Source organism: Nocardia sp. NPDC056611 (genome assembly GCF_042792755.1).
GTDB lineage: Bacteria > Actinomycetota > Actinomycetes > Mycobacteriales > Mycobacteriaceae > Nocardia.
This window is the reverse complement of record NZ_JBHTVV010000006.1, coordinates 265,301-285,692: the sequence shown is the minus strand read 5'-3', so window position 1 is coordinate 285,692 and position 20,392 is coordinate 265,301. Positions and strand designations below refer to the sequence as shown.

Annotated in this window: 20 protein-coding genes; 7 read left to right on the top strand and 13 right to left on the bottom strand. The window is 69.9% G+C overall.

Annotated elements, in window-relative coordinates; translation table 11 throughout:
- Positions 1–42 precede the first annotated feature (42 nt).
- The 3 genes from ACFRAQ_RS29285 to ACFRAQ_RS29275 all read right to left on the bottom strand — a co-directional run bounded on the left by ACFRAQ_RS29285 (position 43) and on the right by ACFRAQ_RS29275 (position 2,868).
- On the bottom strand, positions 43–1,176 hold the full coding sequence (locus tag ACFRAQ_RS29285; RefSeq protein WP_379105314.1) for an anti-sigma-D factor RsdA: 1,134 nt from the start codon (positions 1,174–1,176) through the stop codon (positions 43–45).
- On the bottom strand, positions 1,169–1,750 hold the full coding sequence (locus ACFRAQ_RS29280) for a sigma-70 family RNA polymerase sigma factor (RefSeq protein ID WP_154786124.1): 582 nt from the start codon (positions 1,748–1,750) through the stop codon (positions 1,169–1,171). The genes ACFRAQ_RS29285 and ACFRAQ_RS29280 overlap by 8 nt, the downstream gene beginning before the upstream one ends.
- Positions 1,751–1,935: 185 nt before the next feature.
- Positions 1,936–2,868, bottom strand: a complete 933-nt coding sequence (locus ACFRAQ_RS29275) for a hypothetical protein (protein ID WP_379105311.1) — start codon at positions 2,866–2,868, stop codon at positions 1,936–1,938.
- Positions 2,869–3,478: 610 nt separating this feature from the next.
- Between ACFRAQ_RS29275 and ACFRAQ_RS29270 the strand changes: the two genes are divergently transcribed.
- From ACFRAQ_RS29270 to ACFRAQ_RS29260, 3 genes are all read left to right on the top strand, one after another.
- Positions 3,479–3,772 (top strand): WhiB family transcriptional regulator, encoded by a 294-nt coding sequence (locus ACFRAQ_RS29270; protein WP_357088823.1) that lies wholly within the window; start codon positions 3,479–3,481, stop codon positions 3,770–3,772.
- A 396-nt stretch (positions 3,773–4,168) separates the two neighbouring features.
- Positions 4,169–4,744 (top strand): sigma-70 family RNA polymerase sigma factor, encoded by a 576-nt coding sequence (locus ACFRAQ_RS29265; protein ID WP_357089901.1) that lies wholly within the window; start codon positions 4,169–4,171, stop codon positions 4,742–4,744.
- 1 nt (position 4,745) lies between these two features.
- A complete protein-coding gene (locus tag ACFRAQ_RS29260) occupies positions 4,746–5,060 on the top strand; it encodes a hypothetical protein (protein ID WP_379105308.1) in 315 nt (104 codons plus the stop codon).
- A gap of 229 nt (positions 5,061–5,289) precedes the next feature.
- Here the strand turns inward: ACFRAQ_RS29260 and groL are convergent, their stop codons facing one another.
- Together groL and groES are read right to left on the bottom strand one after the other, a co-directional pair.
- Complete coding sequence (groL, locus tag ACFRAQ_RS29255; protein ID WP_379105306.1) at positions 5,290–6,897, bottom strand: chaperonin GroEL; 1,608 nt, start codon at positions 6,895–6,897, stop codon at positions 5,290–5,292.
- 140 nt (positions 6,898–7,037) lie between these two features.
- Entirely contained in the window at positions 7,038–7,340 is a 303-nt protein-coding gene (gene groES, locus ACFRAQ_RS29250; RefSeq protein WP_033086015.1) for a co-chaperone GroES, read from the bottom strand.
- A 596-nt stretch (positions 7,341–7,936) separates the two neighbouring features.
- Here groES and ACFRAQ_RS29245 point away from each other — a divergent pair.
- Positions 7,937–9,373 (top strand): Hsp70 family protein, encoded by a 1,437-nt coding sequence (locus tag ACFRAQ_RS29245; protein ID WP_379105304.1) that lies wholly within the window; start codon positions 7,937–7,939, stop codon positions 9,371–9,373.
- A gap of 136 nt (positions 9,374–9,509) precedes the next feature.
- On the opposite strand, the gene tsaD is transcribed toward ACFRAQ_RS29245, so the two are convergent.
- From tsaD to dapA, 6 genes are all read right to left on the bottom strand, one after another.
- On the bottom strand, positions 9,510–10,541 hold the full coding sequence (gene tsaD, locus ACFRAQ_RS29240) for a tRNA (adenosine(37)-N6)-threonylcarbamoyltransferase complex transferase subunit TsaD (protein ID WP_357282259.1): 1,032 nt from the start codon (positions 10,539–10,541) through the stop codon (positions 9,510–9,512).
- Positions 10,538–11,047, bottom strand: a complete 510-nt coding sequence (gene rimI, locus ACFRAQ_RS29235) for a ribosomal protein S18-alanine N-acetyltransferase (protein WP_357282260.1) — start codon at positions 11,045–11,047, stop codon at positions 10,538–10,540. Before rimI ends, tsaD begins: the two co-directional genes overlap by 4 nt.
- Positions 11,044–11,754: a tRNA (adenosine(37)-N6)-threonylcarbamoyltransferase complex dimerization subunit type 1 TsaB gene (tsaB, locus tag ACFRAQ_RS29230; RefSeq protein WP_379105301.1), complete on the bottom strand. Its 711-nt coding sequence runs from the start codon at positions 11,752–11,754 to the stop codon at positions 11,044–11,046. The genes rimI and tsaB overlap by 4 nt, the downstream gene beginning before the upstream one ends.
- 71 nt (positions 11,755–11,825) lie before the next feature.
- Positions 11,826–12,257, bottom strand: a complete 432-nt coding sequence (gene tsaE, locus ACFRAQ_RS29225; protein ID WP_379105692.1) for a tRNA (adenosine(37)-N6)-threonylcarbamoyltransferase complex ATPase subunit type 1 TsaE — start codon at positions 12,255–12,257, stop codon at positions 11,826–11,828.
- 11 nt (positions 12,258–12,268) lie between these two features.
- Positions 12,269–13,405, bottom strand: a complete 1,137-nt coding sequence (gene alr, locus ACFRAQ_RS29220; protein ID WP_379105298.1) for an alanine racemase — start codon at positions 13,403–13,405, stop codon at positions 12,269–12,271.
- A gap of 73 nt (positions 13,406–13,478) precedes the next feature.
- Complete coding sequence (dapA, locus tag ACFRAQ_RS29215) at positions 13,479–14,369, bottom strand: 4-hydroxy-tetrahydrodipicolinate synthase (protein ID WP_379105296.1); 891 nt, start codon at positions 14,367–14,369, stop codon at positions 13,479–13,481.
- A gap of 70 nt (positions 14,370–14,439) precedes the next feature.
- Between dapA and ACFRAQ_RS29210 the strand changes: the two genes are divergently transcribed.
- On the top strand, positions 14,440–15,309 hold the full coding sequence (locus ACFRAQ_RS29210) for a LysR substrate-binding domain-containing protein (RefSeq protein ID WP_379105294.1): 870 nt from the start codon (positions 14,440–14,442) through the stop codon (positions 15,307–15,309).
- 21 nt (positions 15,310–15,330) lie between these two features.
- Here ACFRAQ_RS29210 and ACFRAQ_RS29205 read toward each other — a convergent pair whose 3' ends face one another.
- Complete coding sequence (locus tag ACFRAQ_RS29205; protein WP_379105292.1) at positions 15,331–16,947, bottom strand: NAD(P)H-hydrate dehydratase; 1,617 nt, start codon at positions 16,945–16,947, stop codon at positions 15,331–15,333.
- Between the two features lie 124 nt (positions 16,948–17,071).
- Between ACFRAQ_RS29205 and ACFRAQ_RS29200 the strand changes: the two genes are divergently transcribed.
- Positions 17,072–17,488, top strand: coding sequence for a cupredoxin family copper-binding protein (locus tag ACFRAQ_RS29200; protein ID WP_379105290.1), 417 nt, complete (start codon positions 17,072–17,074; stop codon positions 17,486–17,488).
- 60 nt (positions 17,489–17,548) lie between these two features.
- Here ACFRAQ_RS29200 and glmS read toward each other — a convergent pair whose 3' ends face one another.
- Positions 17,549–19,417 (bottom strand): glutamine--fructose-6-phosphate transaminase (isomerizing), encoded by a 1,869-nt coding sequence (gene glmS, locus ACFRAQ_RS29195; protein ID WP_379105288.1) that lies wholly within the window; start codon positions 19,415–19,417, stop codon positions 17,549–17,551.
- A 96-nt stretch (positions 19,418–19,513) separates the two neighbouring features.
- On the opposite strand from glmS, the gene ACFRAQ_RS29190 reads away from it, so the two are divergent.
- On the top strand, positions 19,514–20,377 hold the full coding sequence (locus tag ACFRAQ_RS29190; RefSeq protein ID WP_379105286.1) for a dienelactone hydrolase family protein: 864 nt from the start codon (positions 19,514–19,516) through the stop codon (positions 20,375–20,377).
- Positions 20,378–20,392: the final 15 nt, after the last annotated feature.

The following is a 20,392-nucleotide window of genomic DNA, read 5'->3' as shown; positions in this document are numbered from 1 at the left end:
GACTGATGAAACACCGATGGCCGCAGGGCTATCGGGAACTGCCTAGTGCGTTCCCGGCACCGCGGGGATTCCGGTCGGCACAGCGAGCGACGAGGGTAGCACCGGCGGAATCGTGATCGGCTGTTGCTGGGTGGGCGGCTGCTGCTGGGTGGGCGGCAGCCCGGCGCCCGGGGTCCCGGGCTCCGGGTTGCTGACGGTCGGCACCACGACCGACGTCGGATTGCCCGCGGTCGGCGGCGCCGTCTGCGGCTGGGTCTCCACCGGCGGCACGGTCGGCACCTGGGTCACCGGCGGCACCACGGGCTGCGTGGAGATGCCACCGCCGGTGGCGGGGTTCGGGTTCGGATTGGTGCCGCCTAGGACCGACGAATCGACCGAGGTCGACGGATTGCCATCCGTCTTGGTCGGCGGATTGACCGGCGACACCGGCACATTCGTGGTGCTCGGCACGACCGGGGCCTTGGTCGTGGCCGGGGCCACCGCCGCCAGTGACTCGGCCACCTTGGGCGCCGTCGCCTGCAGCTGGGTGTAGAGCTGCTGCCAGCGATCGGTCAGGCTGTCCTTCTTGCCCGAGTCGTTGACCTGCGAAGCATTGTCCGCGGCCCGCTCCATCAGCGGCTTGGCCTCGTCGGCCTTGCCCTGCGCGATGAGCTCCTTGGCCTGCTCCAGGTCGCTGTCCGCCCGCGAGACCACGGTGGACTGGGCCTGCTCGCTGAACACGACGGTCTTCATCCGCCAGAGCGGATCACCGGGACTCGCATTGTAGGAGAACGCCGTCAGGCCACCGAAGATGAGCGCCAGGGCCGCCGCGGAACCCAGGATCGGCCGGACGAGCCGTAGTCGCCCGCGGTTGCCCGCGCCGATTCTGGCCTGTCGTGCACCGATCTCCTGATTGACCGCGGCGACGATGGCATCCAGGTCCGGTCCGGCCGGCAAAGGCTCGGCCATGATCTCCGCACGCCAGTCGGCCAAGAGGGCCGCCAGCTGGTATTCCTCCGAAGTACCCGTCTGCACGGGACCGTCACCGGAGATGGCGTCGATCAGCGCATCGTCGCGTCGCACCGCGGCGATATCGACCGGCCCGGTATCACCGGACGCCTCGGCGTAGGGACCGCTGTTCTGCGATCCAGGTCGCGCCTTGAAGTCGCCCCGACCGCGCTCGCCATCCCTAGCCATACATTTCACCTGCCCTCGCCACTTGAGACTTGAGTTTCGCGAGTGCCCGGTGCTGGGCGACTCGTATAGCACCCGCCGTACTGCCCACGGCGACTGCGGTTTCTTCAGCCGACAGACCCATGACCAGGCGAAGGATCAGGATTTCTCGATGCTTCTCCGGCAATGTCGCCAACAGTGCGTTCATCTGTCGGCTCGTTTCGGATTCGAGAGCTCGCTGTTCCGGTCCCTGGTCGGTGGATATGACATCCGGTACTTCGGCCATGGCGTCCGCCTTGTTACGGGCGGAATTTCTGTGGGCGTCCGCGACCTTGTGCGAGGCGATGCCGTAGACGAACGCCATGAACGGTCGACCCTGATCCTGATACCGGGGAAGGGCGGTCATGACGGCCAGACAGACCTCCTGCGCGACGTCGTCAGCGGAGAGCTGGCCGCGTTCGGCCGTTCCGATGCGCGCACGGCAATACCGCACCACGAGGGGGCGGATGCTCACCAGTACCTGGGAAAGGGCCGCCCGGTCGCCCTGCGCTGCGGCAGCGACGACAGCGGGATCCAACTCCTCACCCGTGTTGTTCATCGTCAGAGCTGTTCCTGGCGTTTACGAGAGTGGCACGGCGGCGGGAAGGCGAGCCGGTGCTTCCGCGGAGGGGCGGAACGGTCCAACAATAGCGGCTGGCGTACTGGTGCCAATCGTTACGGGGTCGTTCTCGGGGCAGTCTCAGGGAAGTGCCGGAGATCACTCGAGGACGGCTCGTGGATTACTCAGGGACGTCCGAGAAGCTCGCTCGCCGAACGCAATCGCCCGCCGCGAGCGGCCAGCAACCGCGCGCACTCCGCCGCCACGGCCGCGCCGTCACCACCGGGTTCGATGCCGGAGCGGAGCATGGCGCAGGCCCAGCGCAGCGGGAGCAGCTCATGCTCGGCACAGGCCCGATCGACTTCGGCTGCGAGAGCGCGGGATCGATCGAGGTCGCCGGCGGCGGCGCTGGCGGCGGCCAGCAGTAGCCGGGATTTCACTCGATGCCGCAGCGAGGGCGAGTTTTCCGCGAGCGCGACCGCGGCCTCGGCGTGGGCCAGGGCGGGGTCGGCCGGGATCGGTCGATCGCCCGCGGCGGGATCGGCGGCGGGGGCGGAGATCAATCCGGAGCCGGGAGCCGAGAGCGCCGTCTCGGCACTCACCCAGTGCAGCCGCACCCGCGGCCGCCACGCCGCGTCGGCGGTGGCCAGGTGAACGTCGAGATAATTTCGGCAACGATTCAGCAGCCGGGCGGCAAGCGCCGGGCGGAGGGTGCCCAGGGCATCGGCGGCGAGTCCGGTCAACGCGTCGCAAACGGCTTCCGCGGATCGGATGTCCGCGAGTGTCGCCGCGGGTGCGGGAGCGGCGGCGAGCGCGGGCAGCGCCAGCGCGGCGGCGCGCCCGTCCACGACAGCGGCGTGGTTGTGCCAGCCGAGCTGGCGCAGCAACGACGCCTCGGCGCTGTGGGTGAGCGACAGCAGGGCGGGGTCGGTGGTGCGGCGCCGGGCGTGGCGGAGTTCGGCGCGCGCGGCGGCGTAGTACCCGATTCCACTCAGCGAGACCGCGCGCAGCCAGGATCCGGCGGCGTCGGGCGCGGCGGGCAACCCGGCGGCAGCACGCTCGGGCGTGGAGCCGAAAGCGGCGTCGGCGAGTACGGAGTTCACTTCGAGCACAGGCACAGTCGCACTGTAACCAGTGGCCGGACAAGTGAGGGCAGCCGCCATAGCATAGGTCGCCAGCTATCGGCCAGCATTCACCAGAGCCTTTGTGTTTCCGCTCCGTAAATCTGTCCTCGCTATCGACCAGCACGCCCGTAAGGAATTCGTATAGCGTTTCGCGCTATTAACCCGGCGGCCTCGAGGCGGCCATCTCTACCCTACTCAGCGCAGGATGTCCAATGGCTGAGATCACTCTGATCGAGAGCCTTGCATAGCTCGAGGCATCGGGATTCGGGTCCAAAAAGCCTGTGCTACCTGCGGTTTTACCCAGTCGGATGGGCTATCACAACCAGGTCACAACGCTGGGCAACCGATCAGTATCACCACAGGCACCCCATCTTGTAAATAGCGCGGATGTTAATTCTCTAATGTGCAGGTATTCGGCTCGAGTCGAATGAAGCTATTGACTCGAATTCGTTTCGCGACCTAACGTACGTCATCGCCGTCGTTGGCGTCGTGCTGAATTGCGGCGCCGATGAAGTGCGATCGCCGGGCCACGGCGATGCGGCCACCTGTTTGCCACCAGCACCGCTCGACAATGCCGACGAGCTCGCACCAAGAGGAGTTCACCATGCCGATGCCAACCCACCTCCCCGGGCCGAACGCCGATGTATGGGATTGGCAGATGCGCGGATCCTGCCGCGGCCAGGACTCCGCCGTGTTCTTCCACCCGGACGGCGAGCGCGGCCGGGCACGGGCCCAGCGCGAGCTGCGGGCCAAGGAAATCTGCAAGGCCTGCCCGGTGCTGCTGCAGTGCCGTTCGCACGCGCTGAAGGTCAGTGAGCCCTACGGCATCTGGGGTGGCATGTCGGAGACCGAGCGCGAGCTGCACGCCCGCCGCAATCGCCGCCGCATCGTCGCGTAATCCGGGCGCCCGCAGGCACTCTCGGCAAACGCGCGGGACTGGTGTTCACCAGCGGTGTCCCTGATGTGACAGCGGGCCGGGCTCGAGATTCTTCCCATCCTTTCGGGGTGGCGCGCCGAATAGCTAGCAAACACCCGGCACCGCCCGGCGGGGTCGGCAACCTCCGGCGCGTCACGGCGTGTCTTCGATGTCACGATTGCGACGTTTCGGTCATATCGGAAAATCGCTGTGCCACAGTCGCTTTGCCGAATACCCCCACCCGAGAGGAGGTCATAGCGGCACGCTACCCTCGTGGCCGATGACACAGAACGGAGCGTTGTGACAACGCGGCCGCCTGCCGCAGAGGGCGACTCGTTCCAGAGCTCGAGGGACGGACGAGGGGTGGATGCACCCAGCGTGGACTCTGCGGTGACGGCGCGCGCAGCCGAAAGTCTCGAACTCGCCGCACTTCTCGAGCGTTGCGGGCAGTCCGATCAGCAGGCCTTCGCCGAGCTGTACGACCGCACCAGCGCGCGAGTGTTCGGCCTGGTCCTACGCGTGCTCCACGATCCGGGATACGCGGAGGAGACCACTCAGGAGGTCTATCTCCAGATCTGGCGCACGGCCGCCAATTTCGATCCCAACAAGGGATCGGCTGTCACCTGGTTGATGACGCTGGCCCATCGCCGCGCGGTCGACCGAGTCCGTGCCGAACAGGCCCACGCCCAGCGTGAGGTCGCATACGGCACCAGCACCCTCGGCAACGAGTTCGACGAGGTCACCGAAGAGGTCGGCCGGCGGCTGGAACAGCAGGCGGTGCTCGCCGGGCTGGCCACCCTGACCGAGACACAGCGGGAGGCGATCTCTCTCGCGTACTTCGGCGGTCGGACATACGCCGAGGTGGCGGCCTATCTGGGCGTAGGGTTACCTACCGTTAAGTCCCGTATTCGGGACGGACTGACACGACTCAAGAAAAGTTTGGGAGTGACGTGAGATGAACGAAAGCCAGATCGATCTCGCGCACACTGTCGCGCTCGGATCGATCGGCGACGAAGATCAGCGCGCAGTGGCGGACCTTCTGGATACCGACGACCCCGCACTGCGCGCCGCCTTCACCCTGGAAGTGCAGCAGACCCGAGAAGCGCTCGCGCTGGCCGCGTCCGTGCCGGCCACCCCGCCGCCGCCCGCCCTCCGCGACCGCCTTCTCGCCGCGATAGCCACAGACCCGGCCCCGCCGACCCCGATTCACCATTCGCACACCGCTCTCCGCCACGGAAACGGCCGTTCGTCCTTCCCCGTGAGAGATTGACCAGAGCGCGCCCCGGAACACTCTCCGGGGCAATCTCCCAATTCCGCCCCGCCCGAACCCCGTCAACTGGTAGGGGACCCCGGGTAACACCCGAACCAAATGGGACGATTCGGACCCCGTAACTCCGTGCGCGACATGAGAATTCATGCCGCCCCTCGATCTGCCCCACAGCCCGAAAAGCCGAGGCCCCCGGACGGAATCCGTCCGGGGGCCTCGGTTCACCGATCGATCAGTGGGAGTGGCCGGCGTGGGCGTCGGCCGCTTCCTCGACGGGCTTGTCGACGATGGCGGACTCGGTGGTCAGCACCATGCGGGCCACCGAGGTGGCGTTCTCGACGGCGGAGCGGGTGACCTTGACCGGGTCGATGACGCCCTCGGCGACCAGGTCGCCGTAGGTGAGAGTGGCGGCGTTGAAGCCGTTCTCGCCCTCGGTCACCTTGGAGACGACGACCGCGCCGTCGACACCGGCGTTGCTGGCGATCCAGAACAGCGGGGCCAGCAGGGCCTGGCGCACGACCTCGACGCCGACGGCCTCGTCACCGGTCAGGGTGTCGCGCAGGGCGTTCAGGGTCGCCGCGGCCTGGACCAGGGCGGTGCCGCCGCCGGGGACGATGCCCTCGGCGACCGCCGCCTTGGCGGAGGCGACGGCGTCCTCGACGCGGTACTTGCGCTCCTTGAGCTCGGTCTCGGTGGCCGCGCCGACCTTGATGACGGCGACGCCGCCGGCCAGCTTGGCCAGACGCTCTTCCAGCTTCTCGCGGTCCCAGTCGGAGTCGGTGTTCTCGATCTCCTTGCGCAGCTGCGCGACCCGGGCGTCGATGTCGGACTGCGTGCCCGCGCCCTCGACGATGGTGGTCTCGTCCTTGGTGACCACGACGCGGCGGGCCTTGCCCAGCACGTCCAGGCCGGCCTCACGCAGGGTGATGCCCAGGTCCGGGTTGACCACGGTGCCACCGGTGACGATGCCCAGGTCGTCCAGGAACGCCTTGCGGCGGTCACCGAAGAACGGGGCCTTCACCGCGACCACCTTGAGGGTCTTGCGGATCGCGTTCACCACGAGGGTGGACAGCGCCTCGCCGTCGACGTCCTCGGCGATGATGACGACCGGCTTGCCCGACTCGGCGATCTTCTCCAGCAGCGGGAGCAGGTCCGGCAGCGAGCTGATCTTCTCGCGATTCAGCAGGATCCACGCGTCCTCGTAGACCGCCTGCATGGTCTCCGGGTCGGTGACGAAGTACGGGGACAGGTAGCCCTTGTCGAACTGCACGCCCTCGGTGATGGCGACCTCGGTCTGCAGACCCGAGGACTCCTCGATGGTGACGACGCCGTCCTTGCCGACCTTGGTCAGCGCCTCGGCGACGAGCGCGCCGATCTCCTCGTCCCGCGAGGACACGGTGGCGACCTGCGCGATGGCCTTCTCACCGTTCACCGGGGTGGCGGCGGCGTGCAGGGCGGCGGCGACCGCGTCGGCGGCCTTGCTCATGCCCTTGCCCAGGGTCATCGGGTTGGCGCCGGCGGCGATGTTCTTCAGGCCGCCCTTGATGAGCGCCTGCGCCAGCACGGTGGCGGTGGTGGTGCCGTCGCCGGCGACATCGTTGGTCTTGGTGGCGACGCTCTTGACCAGCTGCGCGCCCAGGTTCTCGAAGGGGTCCTCGAGGTCGATGTCGCGGGCGATGGTCACGCCGTCGTTGGTGACGGTCGGGCCACCGAAGGCCTTGGCCAGCACCACGTGCCGGCCGCGCGGGCCGAGCGTGACCTTGACGGCGTCGGCGAGCTTGTCGACGCCGCGCTCCATAGCGCGACGAGCCTTCTCGTCGAACTCGATCTGCTTTGCCATGTACCTACTCCTGTGAAGGTCGGGGGCGAACGCACTCCGCCCCGGGCCGGTTGCTGTATCGACAGCTGCGACTCCGGGGCGGTGTCTCTCGAAAGGGGTTCAGGGGAAGCCCCCTGGGGCCCCGAGAGTTGGTGCGTCGCTTACTTGGTGACGACGGCCAGCAGGTCGCGGGCCGACAGGATCAGGTACTCCGAGCCGTTGTACTTGATCTCGGTGCCGCCGTACTTGCTGTAGATGACGACGTCGCCTTCCTTGACGTCCAGCGGGATGCGCTTCTCGCCGTCCTCGTCCCAGCGGCCGGGGCCGACGGCGATGACGGTGCCCTCCTGGGGCTTCTCCTTCGCCGTGTCGGGGATGACCAGACCGGAGGCGGTGGTGGTTTCGGCCTCGTTGGCCTGGACGAGGATCTTGTCCTCGAGCGGCTTGATGTTCACGCTCGCCACGTTGAGCCCTCCACTTTCAGGGGATTCTTCTCGTCCGGGGCTGTTCCCCGGACGCACGGTTTCGGTCATGTGCGTGACCCTGGGCAATCAGCCCCGTCGTCGCGGGTGCCGGGACCCCTGCTCAGTAGTCATCAGCTGGCACCTGAGCACAAATACCAGTGCCACCTAGCACTCTATACACGGGAGTGCCAGCGCTCAAGGCAAGGGGCTGCCAATGGAGCCTCCGGACACGACTCGCCGACCCGACGGCCCGGGAATCTGAGGTCTTCCAAAGAAATCCGAAAATCTGTAACGTTCGGATAACGGATTGTGACACCATTGACGGCGGCCACGCGGCGAGACCGAATCGGTCGGGTCACGCGCGCCGTCGACAGTTACACATCTGCTTCACCCCGCTTTCCGTGCGGCAACCCCGCGCACGGGCTCGAGAAGAGAGCAAGACCGCAAGTGATCAGTGGCAGGTCCGGATGCCCCATCGGACGCGAGCCCGCCACGGTCCGTAGCTCGCCGGAATCGTCCGCTACCCGTTGGGCGCGTCCGGAGTCCGTTCGAGATGGTCGTCTCCACCAGGACCATCCGCTCGAAGGGAGGTGAACATGCGAACATCCCTCGGCATCTCGGCCGGGAGCGAAGTGGTGTGCTCGGCGACGGTCGCCACCGCGCCCAACGGCGCCCAGAGCTTCGACTACCGGGTCGTGACGGCCGATACCGCGCACTCCGACCTCGGCGATCTGGTGGCCTCCTCGATCGAGTTGATGACCACCCAGATCCCCCGCGACACCGTGCATCCGGTCGGCGCGGGCGCCCGGAACAACGGCCACCACAAGCCCGACTCCACCCCGCCCGGCGATATCGCGGTCGCCTACCGCGACCGCGAGCAGGCCCAGATCATCCGCTCCGCCATCGGGCGGCAGCGTCACGGCGTGCAGCTGATTCCGGAGACCACCGCAGCCCTCGCCTACCTGCGGCACACCGGCCTGCTGGACCGCTGGGACACGGTGGCGGTCATCGACATCGGGGCCAAGGGCACCACGGTCTCGGTCGCCGATCACGCCGACGACACCGTGCTGCGGTCCGAGCGCATCACCACCATCAGCGGCAACGCCATCGACGAACTGATCCTGCAGCACCTGCTGGACTGCCACCTGTCGCGCCGCGGCATCCGCCCGAACCGCGGCATCCTGCTCAATCGCAGCCGCGCCGCCAAGGAGCACCTGTCGGTGGTCCCGGCGGTGACGATCGACCATGTGGCCGGGCAGCCGCTCAAGCTGACCCGGGTGGATTTCGAGGAGATCGTCGCCGACCTGCTGCACGATCTGGCGGTGTTCGCGCGCGGGGTCTTCACGCGGGCCCCGAAGTTCCCGGAGGCGGTCGCGGTGATCGGCGGCGGCGCGAACGTGCCGATCATGGTGGTGGGGCTGGAACGCCAGCTCGACATTCCGGTGGTCACCGTGCCGGAGCCGGAATCCGCGATCGCGAAAGGCGCGGCGCTGGTGGCGGATTCGACCGTGCCGACCGCCTTCCCGGTGATCGGCCTGGGCTCGGACGCACCGATCGGCACCTTCACCAAGCTGGCGGGCACCCTCGCCGGGGCGATCGTGGTGGTCGGCCTGATCGTCGGATACGGGGTCAAGGAGTTCGTGATCGAGGAACCGCAGCCCGCGCACTACTCGCCGACCTCGACGCAGCAGCCGCCGACCACGCCGCCCGTGCCGGCGACCACCGTTCCGGCGCAGGGTTCGGTCAACCCGACCTCGAACCAGAACCACCGCACCACCGTCGCCGTGCCCCCGGCCCAGACCGGTTCCGCGAACAGCACTCCCACGGTCCCCAGCATCACCTCGCAGCCGCCGCTGCGGCCGGACCCGGATCTACCTCAGATCCCGTTCCCCGCGGATCTGCCGCGCCTGCTGGGCCCCTTGCTGGGCACCACGCTGCCGCCGATCGATCCGGAGCCGCACGTCTCGCCGACGCCGCGCGCCAACGCCTATGCCGCCTCCCTGCGATTCCAGCGGCCGGCAATGAGCCGTTGACCGTTGGGCGCCCGTGCCAGCGGTTGAGTGCCCAACGATCCCGGACGCATCCGACGAGTTACCCCAACCGTCACGAAATCAGTTGTCGCGCTGATTCACGCCCGAATCCACGTGTCCGACCACCGCGGTCCGACTCTCACAGATAGCTGGTGGAGACCGGCAGGCCGGGGTCGGTGGCCACGGTCAGTTCGGAAGGCTGTGCGCCGCCCGCGATCACGTGCGCGCCCAGGGTGGCGATCATGACGCCGTTGTCGGTGCACAGGCGCGGCTTGGGGACGCGCAGGGTGATTCCCGCGGCCGTGCACCGCTCTTCGGCCATCGACCGGATGCGGGAGTTGGCGGTGGCGCCGCCGCCCAGCACGAGGGTGTCGACGCCGACGTCCTGCGCCGCGCGCACCGCCTTCATGGTGAGCACGTCCGCGACGGCCTCCTGGAAGGAGGCGGCGATATCGGGGATGGGCAGGTCGCGGCCTTCCCGTTGCGCCGCTTCGACATAGCGGGCGACGGCCGTCTTGAGGCCGGAGAAGGAGAAGTCGTAGCGGGGGTCGCGGGGTCCGGTCATGCCGCGGGGGAAGGCGATGGCCTTCGGATCACCGTCGGTGGCAATGGAATCCAGGACGGGTCCGCCCGGGTAGCCTAGGCCGAGCAGCCGGGCCACCTTGTCGAAGGCTTCGCCCGCGGCGTCGTCGACGGTGCTGCCGAGTTCGGTGATGGGCTGTCCGAGGTCGGTCACCTGCAGCAGGTGGGTGTGCCCACCGGAGACGAGCAGGGCGACCGCCGGCGGCATCGGCCCGTGCTCGAGGGTGTCGACGGCGACGTGCCCGCCCAGATGGTTGAGCGCGTAGAACGGGATATCCCACGCCGCCGCATAGGCTTTCGCCGCCGCCACGCCGACCAGCAGGGCACCGGCGAGGCCGGGGCCGATGGTGACGGCGAGCGCGTCGGGCTTGCTGATCCCGGCAGTGGCCAGAGCCCGGCGCATGGCGGGCACGATGGCCTCGAGGTGTGCGCGCGAGGCGATCTCGGGCACCACGCCGCCGAAGCGGGCGTGCTGGTCGACGCTGGAGGCGACCTCGTCGGCGAGCAGTTCGCAGCTGCCGTCGGGCAGCCGCCGCACGATGCCGACTCCCGTTTCGTCGCAGGAGCTTTCGATACCCATGACGATCATGACGAGACCTCGGCGTCCTTGGTGAATCCGTCCTGCGGGAATCCGGCCATGGCCGGTCGCCGCATGGTGTACGCGTCGGCTCCGCTGGGCTGGTAGTAGTTCTTGCGCAGCCCGATGATGTGGAAGCCGTGCTTCTCGTAGAGCGTGATCGCGGGCGCGTTGTCGGTGCGGACCTCGAGGAAGACGGGTCCGCCGCGGCGTCCGGCCTCCAGCAGCAGCGCCTCGAGCAGCAGTGTGCCGATGCCGCGCCGGTGATGGTCCGGGTCGACGCCGATGGTGTGGACTTCGGCCTCAGGGTGTTCGGCGGTGCCGAGCAACGCGATTCCGGCGTAGCCCACCATGTCCCCGCCGGCGTCGCGGGCGGTGATGTAGCGGTTGTGCGGTCCGGCCAGTTCCGACAGGAACGACACCTCGTGCCAGGGATCGTCCTCGGGGAACAGCACCTGCTCGAGCTGTGCGCAGCGGGTGACGTCGGCGGGCCGCATCGGTTCGATGCGGATGGTCATCGGCCCACCTGCGCGTAACTCTTCTCGACGGCGTCCGGGCGGCGCAGGTACAGCGGCACCAGCGGGTCGGGGACGGCGCCGGACAGGATGTCGGCGGCGGCGCAGCGCACCAGCCCGGCCGGAGACGGCGTCTCGACCGGCAGCACGGGCAGGTCGAAATAGTCGACGTGCGAGGCGGATCCGGCGATCAGGGTGGCGGCGGCCTGGTCCAGATTGCCGGGCTTGCTCACCTCGGGGCCCTCGCAGCGTTCGAGGACGAGGCTGCCGGGGACGGCGCGGTAGCGCGCCCAGTACACCTCGCGACGGCGGGCGTCGGTGACGACCAGCAGTTCGACCGGGTCGGAGCTCTCGCGCAGATAGCTCTCGGTGTCGGCGGCGATGGCGTCGAGGCTGCACACCCCGTACACGGGGATGCCGAGCGCGTCGCCGAAGGCGGCGGCGGTGGCCAAGCCGACCCGCAGTCCGGTGAACGGCCCCGGCCCGATACCCGCCACGACCGCGGCGATATCCGCCCGCGAGCGGCCCGATTCGGCCAGGCAGGTCAGGATCTGGGGGGTGAGCACCTCGTTGTGCGCGCGTGCGTCCACGGTCACCTCGGCGGTGATCGTGGTGATGCGCGGTGCGTTCGACCCGGGTTGCGCCGGTTCCAGTTCCACCAGTCCCGCTGTGACGGCGGGAGTCGCGGTGTCGACAGCCAATATCAGCATGATTGCCTCAACAATACCGGGTGGTACAGCCCACTCGGCGTGGTGTCTGCCTGCGGGAATCTCGCGCCGGATCAGGTGGCGGCGACCCACTCCCATTCCGCGGTGCGGACATCGGACTCGGGTTCGCGGCGCAGCTGGATCCGCAGGTGGCGGTCGGCCAGGTGTTCGGCCACGCCGAGACCCCATTCCACCACCACGACCGCGTGGTCGAGATCGGTGTCGAGGTCGAGGGCGTCGAGTTCGTCGAGGTCGCCGCCGAGCCGGTAGGCGTCCACGTGCACCAGCGCCACCGCGCCCGGGTGCGCGCCGGCGCGGTGCTGGCGGGCGATGATGAAAGTCGGTGAGCTGACCCGTCCTTGGACGCCCAGCCCGGCGGCGATGCCGCGGGTGAGCGCGGTCTTGCCCGCGCCCAGCGGGCCGTCGAGGATGACCAGGTCCCCGGCCTGCAGCTGTTCGGCGAGCTCACGGCCCAGCGCCTCGGTGTCCTCGACGGTGGCGAGCATGCGGTGGTCGTTCACCGGTCACCGCCGATGTGGTCGCGCACGACGCGGCCGCGCGGATTGCACACGATCTCGTAGTTGATGGTGCCGAGCGCGTCGGCCCATTCCTGGGCGCGCGGCTGTCCGGGTTCGCCGCCGAACAGCACCGCGGTGTCGCCCGCCTGGACTCCGGCCTCGTTCTCGCCGAGATTCACCACGATCTGATCCATGCACACCCGCCCGATCTGGGTTCGTCGCGCGCCGCCCAGCCACACCGAGAACTTCCCGCCGAGGGTGCGCGGCACGCCGTCGGCGTATCCGGCGGGCAGCAGCGCGACGGTGGTGTCGTGTTCGGCGATCCAGTCGTGGCCGTAGGAGACGCCTTCCCCGGCGGCGACCCGTTTCACCCGCAGCACGCGGGCGCGGAAGGTCATGGCCGGGCGCAGCCCGAAGTCGGACAGTTCCGGAATCGGTGACAGGCCGTAGACGGCGATGCCGGGACGGACCATGTCGAAGGCGAGGTCCGGGCGGGTCAGTGCGGCAGCGGAATTCGCGATGTGCACGAGTTCGGGTTCGAGGCCGTGCTCCTTGGCGGTGGCGATGAACTCGAGGAAGCGTTCCCGCTGCCGGTCGTTGACCGGGTGCTCGGGCTGATCGGCGAGCGCCAGGTGCGAGAAGATCGCGCGCAGCCGGGCGGTCCGGTCGTCGACCAGCCGGCGCAGCAGCTCCAGGACCTCCGGGTATTCGGCGGCGGGAATCCCGTTGCGGTTGAGCCCGGTATCCACTTTCAGGCTGACGGTCGCGGTGCGGCCCAGCCGGTGGGCGGCCGCGGCCACCGCCTCCAGCTGCGCGAGCGCCGACACCCCGATCTCGATATCGGCGGCGATGGCGCTGCCGTAGTCGGCGTCGGAGGTGTTGAGCCAGCACAGGATCGGCGCGGTGATCCCGGCGGTCCGCAAGGCCACCGCCTCGGCGACCGTGGTGGTGCCCAGTTCCCGCGCCCCCGCCGCCAGCGCCGCCCGCGCCACCTCGACCGCACCGTGGTTGTACCCGTCGGCCTTCACCACGACCATGACCGCGGCGTCACCGGCGTGCTCGGCCAGAATGCGCACGTTGTGGGCGATGGCGTCCAGGTCGACGAGGGTTTCCACCTGTGGGTCGGGCTGCTTCACACCACCGATCCTGCCATCCGGGCAGGGGCGATTCGCGTCACACCCGAGTCGGGGCGGCCGTCGCGGGGCCGAATCAGATCGCCGCGGCGAGTGCCGTGGGCACGGCGGCCAGGGCTCCGGCGAGGGCTTCGGGGCTCGCCGGAAGCAGCGGCAGCCGCACGTCCGGGGTGGGGATGCGGCCCTGGGCGGCCAGAACCGCTTTCACCACAATGGGATTGGGTTCGGCGAACAGGGCGTCGGCCACTGGGGCCAGCCGATTGCCGAGGGCGCGGCCGGTATCGAGCGCGCCGGTGCGCCAGGCCGCGACCAGGTCGGCGTAGGCCGCAGGTGCGACATTGGCGCACGCGAGAATCGCTCCGGTCGCGCCCAGGGCGAGCAGCGGGGCGGCGAACAGATCGTCACCCGCCAGCACCGAGACGTGCTCGGGGACGCGGGCCAGGAAGGCCACCGTGGTCTCGTCGATGCCGCCGGCCGTGTACTTGAAGCCCGCCACGTTCGGCAGTTCGGCCAGTCGGCACAGGGTTTCGGCGCTCAGGGTGCGGGAGGTGCGGTAGGGGATGTGGTAGATCAGCACCGGCACCGGGCTGGCGGCGGCGAGGACCCGGAAGTGTTCCACCACACCGTCTTCCGAGGGCCGGTTGTAGTAGGGGACCACGGCGAGCGCGGCGGTCGCGCGCGGGTCGAGGGCGGACAGGGCGCGCGCCGAGTCGAGGGTGGCGTTCGAGCCCGCGCCGACGATCAGGGTGGCGTCGCGTTCGGCGCAGACGCGGGCGCAGACATCGATGACGCGCCGCTGCTCGTCGCGGGTGAGGGTGGTGGGTTCGCCGGTGGTGCCCAGCGCGACGAGGCCCGCCGCGCCGGCGTCGAGGACCTCGTGGGCGAGCGCCTCCAGGGCGTCCGCGGCCAGTTCGTCGTCGGCGGTGAAGGGCGTGACCAGGGGAACGTAGAGGCCGTTGAATGTCATGGCACCAGCCTGGTCGAGCGGATACGTCAGGTCTATTTCACGTTTCTATCCCCGAGCATAAGATCAACTGATGCTGGATGTCCGTCGTCTGCGTCTGCTCCGCGAACTCGCGCACCGGAAGACCATCGCCGCGGTCGCCGAGGCCCTCACCTACACGCCCTCGGCCGTCTCCCAGCAGCTGACCGCCCTCGAACGCGAAGCCGGGCTCCCGCTCCTGGAACGCACCGGCCGCAGCGTCGTCCTCACCCCCGCCGCGTTGCGGCTGGTCGAGCACACCGAAACCATCCTCGCCGTGCTGGAACAGGCGACCGCCGAACTCGCCTCCGCCCGCACCGAACTCACCGGCACCCTGCGTATCGGCGCCTTCCCCACCGCCGTCCACCACATCCTCTCCCCCGCCCTGATCTCCCTCAGCCGAGACCATCCCCTGCTGGAACTCCTGGTCACCGAACTGGATCCGGCCGCCGCCCCCGCCGCCCTGCGCGCCGAAACCCTGGACATCGCCCTGCTCCAGGAATACGACTACGTCCCCCTCACCCCCGAACCCGGCCTCGACACCGAACCCCTCTTCGAGGAGACCATCCACCTCGCCGCCCTCAGCCCCGGCCCACTCACCGCCCACTCCGATTCCCCCTGGATCGCAGGCACCCCCGGCACCCTCTGCTACGAAATGACCGTCCGCGCCTGCCTGGCCGCGGGCTTCACCCCTCGCATCCGCCACCACGCCGACGACTTCGGCACCGTCCTCAACCTGGTCGCCGCCGCCCAGGGCGTAGCCCTCGTCCCCGACCTCGGCACCCATTCCGCCCCCGCCGCGGTCACTCTCACTCCGCTCCCCACCCGCCGCCGCACCCACCTCGCCTACCGCCGCGGCACCGGCGACCACCCCGTCATCGCCGCCGCCCGCACCGCCCTGCACACCGCCGCCACCACTGGTTGACGTGGTTCTCCCGGCGGCCCGTCAGAGTGCGAGTTCCCGCAACGTGCCGATGGCCTCGCGGACGTGGGAGAGCAAGGGGGAAGCGGAGATCGGGGCGCCCGCAGTGGTGGCGGAGTGGGCGGCGAGATTGGCGGCCAGAGCGTGGGCTCGGGCGGCGGAGGCGGCGGCGACGGCGGGATGCAGGCCGCAGGCCAGGAGGGCGCCGATGATGCCGGACAGGACATCGCCGGAACCGGCGGTGGCGGCCCAACTGCCGCCTGCCTCGCTGACCAGGACCGGGCGGCCGGGGCTGGCCACCAGGGTGGCTCGACCCTTCAAAAGTACTGTGACATGCCAGGATTCGGCGAGCTTGCGCACGGCGGCCACTCGGTCGGGTCCCGGTTCGGAGCCGGTGAGGCGGGCGAATTCACCAGCGTGCGGGGTGAGTACCGTCGGGGCGGTACGGCCGGTGATCAGGTCGGGATCCGCGGCGAGCAGGGTGAGGCCGTCGGCGTCCACCACCACGGGGAGGTCGGTGGCGAGGATCTCGGCCAGACGGTCGCGGGCGGCGGAATCGGTGCCCCCACCCGGGCCGAAGACCCAGGATTGCACGCGTCCGGTGGCGGAAATGGATTCCGCGGCAATCACTTCCGGAAAGTGCGTGAGCACCCGTTCGGCGCCGGTGCCCGCGTAGCGCACCATGCCCGACGTGGCCGCGATCGCCCCGCCGGCGCACAGGACGGCCGCGCCCGGATAGGTGGCGCTGCCCGCGCACACGCCGGTGACGCCCTGGGTGTACTTGTCGTCGGCGGGCCCGGGCACCGGCCAGACCGCTCCAACCGTCCGTGGCTCCAGCGCGATCATGTTCGCGTCCGGCAGCCGTAACCCGATGGGCACCAGCACGATTCGCCCACAGGACGGCGCGGCCAGCGCGTGCACCGGCTTGAGCGCGCCGAAGGCGACGGTGACATCCGCGCGAACCGCCGGACCGTTCACGGAGCCCGTGTCGGGATCCACGCCGCTGGGCAGGTCCGCCGCGATGATCGGACATCGCACGCCCGCCACCAGTCCGGCCGCCACCGGACGCAAGGAGCCGCGTCCGGAAATGCCGACGATGCCGTCGACCACCAGGTCCGGCGTGCCGAGCAGGGCGGCTACGCGGCGGGGCGCGGCGGGAACGCCCGGCCGTAATCCGAGCCGCCGCAGCGTGGTCGCGGCGGCGTCGGCTTCCGGCCCCCGCCGCCGCACCGCCTCGTCGACCGCCCCTTCCCCGACGTCGTCGACCGAGCCTTCCCGCAGCTCCCGGACGGTAGCGGGAGCGGCGGCGATGTCCCCGCCCGCGCCGCGCAACGCCGCCAGCCCCTCCGCGTGGGCGCGCTCGGGGACGAGCAGGATCGCACGGACCGCGACCCCGCGCCGGCGCAGGAACGAGCCCGCCCACAGGGCGTCGCCGCCGTTGTCGCCGGAGCCGACGAGCAGGGTGACGGCACGGCCCGCCACACCGCCGGTGCGTTCACGCAGTTCGCGCGCCACCACCTGGGCGAGGCCGAACGCGGCTCGTCGCATGGGCATTCCGGCGGGTACGCGGGTGAAGAGTTCGGCTTCGGCGGCGCGTACCTCGTCGGCCGTGTAGTAGTCGAGCACCGCCGGTGCGGTCATGGGTCGCCTCCCGGATCCGGACTGCCTGCCGTTGTGGAGACTACGCCGGTCGCGGCCCCATGCGGTGCAGGTCAGGGCGATGCCCGCGAATGGTCCGCTATCGGCGGGTACTAGCCTGGCTGACATGCCGATCCGCCAGTCGTCCTCGCGTGCCCTGCTTCTCGTCGCCGTCGTCGCGCTGGCGGCCGCGGGCTGCTCCTCCTCGGACACCTCGAAGCCCGCCGCCACCTCGACGGCCGCGGCTCCGGCGTCCTCGGCGGCGACCTCGACCGGTCCGGCCGCGCCCGCCGCGGTCACCGTGAACGTCGCGGACATGAAGTTCTCCCCGGCCGACATCACCGTCAAGGCCGGGGACACGGTGACCTGGAAGTTCGACGACAAGGCCCCGCACGCGGTGCAGGGCATCGGGGATGTCGCGCTCGGCATCAACAGCCCGATCATCCGCAAGGGCGAGTGGAGCCACACCTTCACCACGCCCGGCACCTATCGCTACCTGTGCCCGCTGCACCCGGACATGAAGGGCACCGTCACCGTCCAGTGAGGGAACCAACTCTCGGGACTTTCAGGGGCTTCGCCCCTGAACCCCGACTGCGGGCGGTCCCTACTCGACGGTGACCGACTTGGCCAGGTTGCGCGGCTTGTCCACGTCGTAGCCGCGCGCCTGCGCCACCTCGGCGGCGAAGATCTGCAGCGGGACCGTGGACAGCAGCGGCTGGTACAGCGTTGGGGCCGATGGGATTTCGATCAGGAAGTCGGCGAACGGCCGCACCGTGTCGTCGCCCTCCTCGGCGATGACGATGGTGCGCGCGCCGCGAGCCTGGATCTCGCGGATATTGCTGAGCAGCTTGGAGTGCAGCACCGCCCGGCCCTTCGGCGACGGCATGACCACGAACACCGGCAGACCGTCCTCGATGAGCGCGATCGGGCCGTGCTTGAGCTCGCCCGCGGCGAAGCCCTCGGCGTGCATGTACGCCAGTTCCTTGAGCTTGAGCGCGCCTTCGAGGGCGACCGGGTAGCCGACGTGACGGCCCAGGAACAGCACCGTCGGCACGTGCGCGAACTGGCGGGCGATCTCACGCACCTTCTCGGCCGATTCCAGCACCTGCGCAACGAGTTTCGGCATGGACTCCAGTTCGGCGAACTCGCGCGCCACCTCGTCCGGGTACTTGGTGCCGCGCGCCTGCGCCAGCGCCAGACCGACCAGATAGTTGGCGGTGATCTGGGCCAGGAACGCCTTGGTCGACGCCACCCCGATCTCCGGGCCGGTGCGGGTGTACAGGACCGCGTCGGCCTCACGGGGGATCTGCGCGCCGTTGGTGTTGCAGATGGCGAGGACCCGCGCCTTCTGCTCCTTGGCGTGGCGCACCGCCTCCAGCGTGTCGGCGGTCTCGCCGGACTGGGAGATGGCGACCACCAGCGTGGAACGGTCCAGAACCGGGTCGCGGTAACGGAATTCGCTGGCCAGCTCCACCTCGACGGGCAGCCGCGTCCAGTGCTCGATGGCGTACTTGGCGAGCAGGCCCGCGTGATACGAACTGCCGCAGGCGACTACGAACACCTTGTCGACCTCGCGCAGCTCCTGGTCGTGCAGCCGCTGCTCGTCGAGCACGATGCGGCCGTTCGCGAAGTGGCCGATGAGGGTGTCGGCGACGCCCGTCGGCTGCTCCTCGATCTCCTTGAGCATGAAGTAGTCGTGGCCGCCCTTCTCGGCGGCGGCCAGGTCCCAGTCGATGGTGAACGGGCGGGTCCGCGCCTCGTCGGCCGTGCCCGCGAAGTCGGTGACCCGGTAGCTGTCGGCGGTGATGACCACGGCCTGGTCCTGGCCGAGTTCGACTGCCTCCCGGGTGTGTTCGATGAACGCGGTGACGTCGGAGGCGATGAACATCTCGCCCCGCCCCACCCCGACCACCAGCGGGGTGGACCGGCGGGCGGCGACGATGGTGCCCGGGTGGTCGGCATGGGTGAAGACCAGGGTGAACGCGCCCTCCAGGCGGCGCACCACGCTCAGCGCGGAAGCGACGAAGTCACCGGCGGTGTCCCCGGCCGCGTAGGCCTGCGACACCAGGTGCACCGCCACCTCGGTGTCGGTGTCGCTGCCCAGCTCGACGCCCGCCTCCTCGAGTTCGCGGCGCAGCGGGGCGAAGTTCTCGATGATGCCGTTGTGCACCACCGCGACCCGGCCGGTGCGGTCGCGGTGCGGGTGGGCATTGCGGTCGGTGGGCGCGCCGTGCGTGGCCCAGCGGGTATGGCCCATGCCGGTGGACCCGGCGTAGCGCTCGGGCCCGCGATCGACCAGCTCGGCCTCCAGGTTGGCCAACCGCCCGGCCTTGCGTTCGACGGCCAGCCCGCCCGACCCGTCCAGAATCGCGACTCCGGCCGAGTCATAACCCCGATACTCCATGCGGCGCAACGCATCGACCACCACGCCGAGCGCGTCCCGGTACCCCACATACCCCACGATTCCGCACATGGCTCACCAGCCTAGCCGCATCCGTTTTGGGTTCCGTGCGTCTCCGCGTGGGTTCGCTCGAGGCATTCGGCCGCCGGACCGACTAAGTTCATCTCCGTGTCGGTGTCTGTGAAATCGCTCCTGAGCACTCTGACCCTGCGTGGCCCGCACGAGGTGCTGCGCGGGAATCTCGGCATCGCCGGGCTGCCCGGGGTGGTGTACACGCCCGGCAAGGGGCTGAACCTGCCCGCGGTGGCCTTCGGGCACGGCTGGCTGACCGGGGTCGGCAACTACCGCCGCCTGCTGGAACACCTCGCTTCCTGGGGTTATGTCGCGGCCGCGCCCGACACCGAACGCGGGCCCATCCCCTCGCATCTGAACCTGGCCACCGACCTGCTCACCACCCTCGACATCTGCGCCGGGGTGCGGCTGGGCACCGGCAATATCAGCGTCCGCCCCGACCGCCTGGCCCTGGTGGGTCACGGCATGGGCGCGGGCGCGGCCGTCATCGCCGCCTCCCAGCGCGAGGTGGCCGCCGTCGGCGCCCTCTTCCCGTCCCCCACCGCGCCCTCCGCCGAGGCCCTGGCCGCCAAGGTCGACGCCCCCGCCCTCATCCTGGCCGGCGCCGCCGACATCGACTCGGTCAGCTCCGACGCCCTCCCCCTGGCCTCCGCCTGGGGCGAAGGAGCGATCCTCCGCTCCCTCGACAAGGCCACCCACAACGGCATGGTCGAAGGCCGCCGCGCCCTCGCCGCCCTCGGCGCGGGCAAGCACGAGCCCAAGACCGAGCGCCTCACCCGCGCCCTCCTGGTCGGCTACCTCAACTACACCCTCCTCGGCGACAAGAAGTACAAGCCCTTCGCCGACCCCGAAGCCCTCATCCCCCACACCCAGGTCGTCGACCCCGACGCCGTCGAGGACGAGCCGGAGCAGCCCCAGAAGCTCCCTGTCCTCCAACTCATCCAGGCCCTCCGCAAGTAACCCGACTGGGGGGCG

What these genes read in the sequence shown, in the direction of transcription:
- tsaD (WP_357282259.1), bottom strand. Translation starts at nt 10,541, where the DNA reads ATGATCGTCATGGGTATCGAAAGCTCCTGCGACGAAACGGGAGTCGGC.
- ACFRAQ_RS29205 (WP_379105292.1), bottom strand. Translation starts at nt 16,947, where the DNA reads ATGACCGCACCGGCGGTGCTCGACTACTACACGGCCGACGAGGTACGC.
- ACFRAQ_RS29285 (WP_379105314.1), bottom strand. Translation starts at nt 1,176, where the DNA reads ATGGCTAGGGATGGCGAGCGCGGTCGGGGCGACTTCAAGGCGCGACCT.
- ACFRAQ_RS29200 (WP_379105290.1), top strand. Translation starts at nt 17,072, where the DNA reads ATGCCGATCCGCCAGTCGTCCTCGCGTGCCCTGCTTCTCGTCGCCGTC.
- ACFRAQ_RS29280 (WP_154786124.1), bottom strand. Translation starts at nt 1,750, where the DNA reads ATGAACAACACGGGTGAGGAGTTGGATCCCGCTGTCGTCGCTGCCGCA.
- tsaB (WP_379105301.1), bottom strand. Translation starts at nt 11,754, where the DNA reads ATGCTGATATTGGCTGTCGACACCGCGACTCCCGCCGTCACAGCGGGA.
- dapA (WP_379105296.1), bottom strand. Translation starts at nt 14,369, where the DNA reads ATGACATTCAACGGCCTCTACGTTCCCCTGGTCACGCCCTTCACCGCC.
- ACFRAQ_RS29210 (WP_379105294.1), top strand. Translation starts at nt 14,440, where the DNA reads ATGCTGGATGTCCGTCGTCTGCGTCTGCTCCGCGAACTCGCGCACCGG.
- rimI (WP_357282260.1), bottom strand. Translation starts at nt 11,047, where the DNA reads ATGACCATCCGCATCGAACCGATGCGGCCCGCCGACGTCACCCGCTGC.
- groL (WP_379105306.1), bottom strand. Translation starts at nt 6,897, where the DNA reads ATGGCAAAGCAGATCGAGTTCGACGAGAAGGCTCGTCGCGCTATGGAG.
- tsaE (WP_379105692.1), bottom strand. Translation starts at nt 12,257, where the DNA reads ATGCTCGCCACCGTCGAGGACACCGAGGCGCTGGGCCGTGAGCTCGCC.
- glmS (WP_379105288.1), bottom strand. Translation starts at nt 19,417, where the DNA reads ATGTGCGGAATCGTGGGGTATGTGGGGTACCGGGACGCGCTCGGCGTG.
- ACFRAQ_RS29245 (WP_379105304.1), top strand. Translation starts at nt 7,937, where the DNA reads ATGCGAACATCCCTCGGCATCTCGGCCGGGAGCGAAGTGGTGTGCTCG.
- ACFRAQ_RS29270 (WP_357088823.1), top strand. Translation starts at nt 3,479, where the DNA reads ATGCCGATGCCAACCCACCTCCCCGGGCCGAACGCCGATGTATGGGAT.
- ACFRAQ_RS29260 (WP_379105308.1), top strand. Translation starts at nt 4,746, where the DNA reads ATGAACGAAAGCCAGATCGATCTCGCGCACACTGTCGCGCTCGGATCG.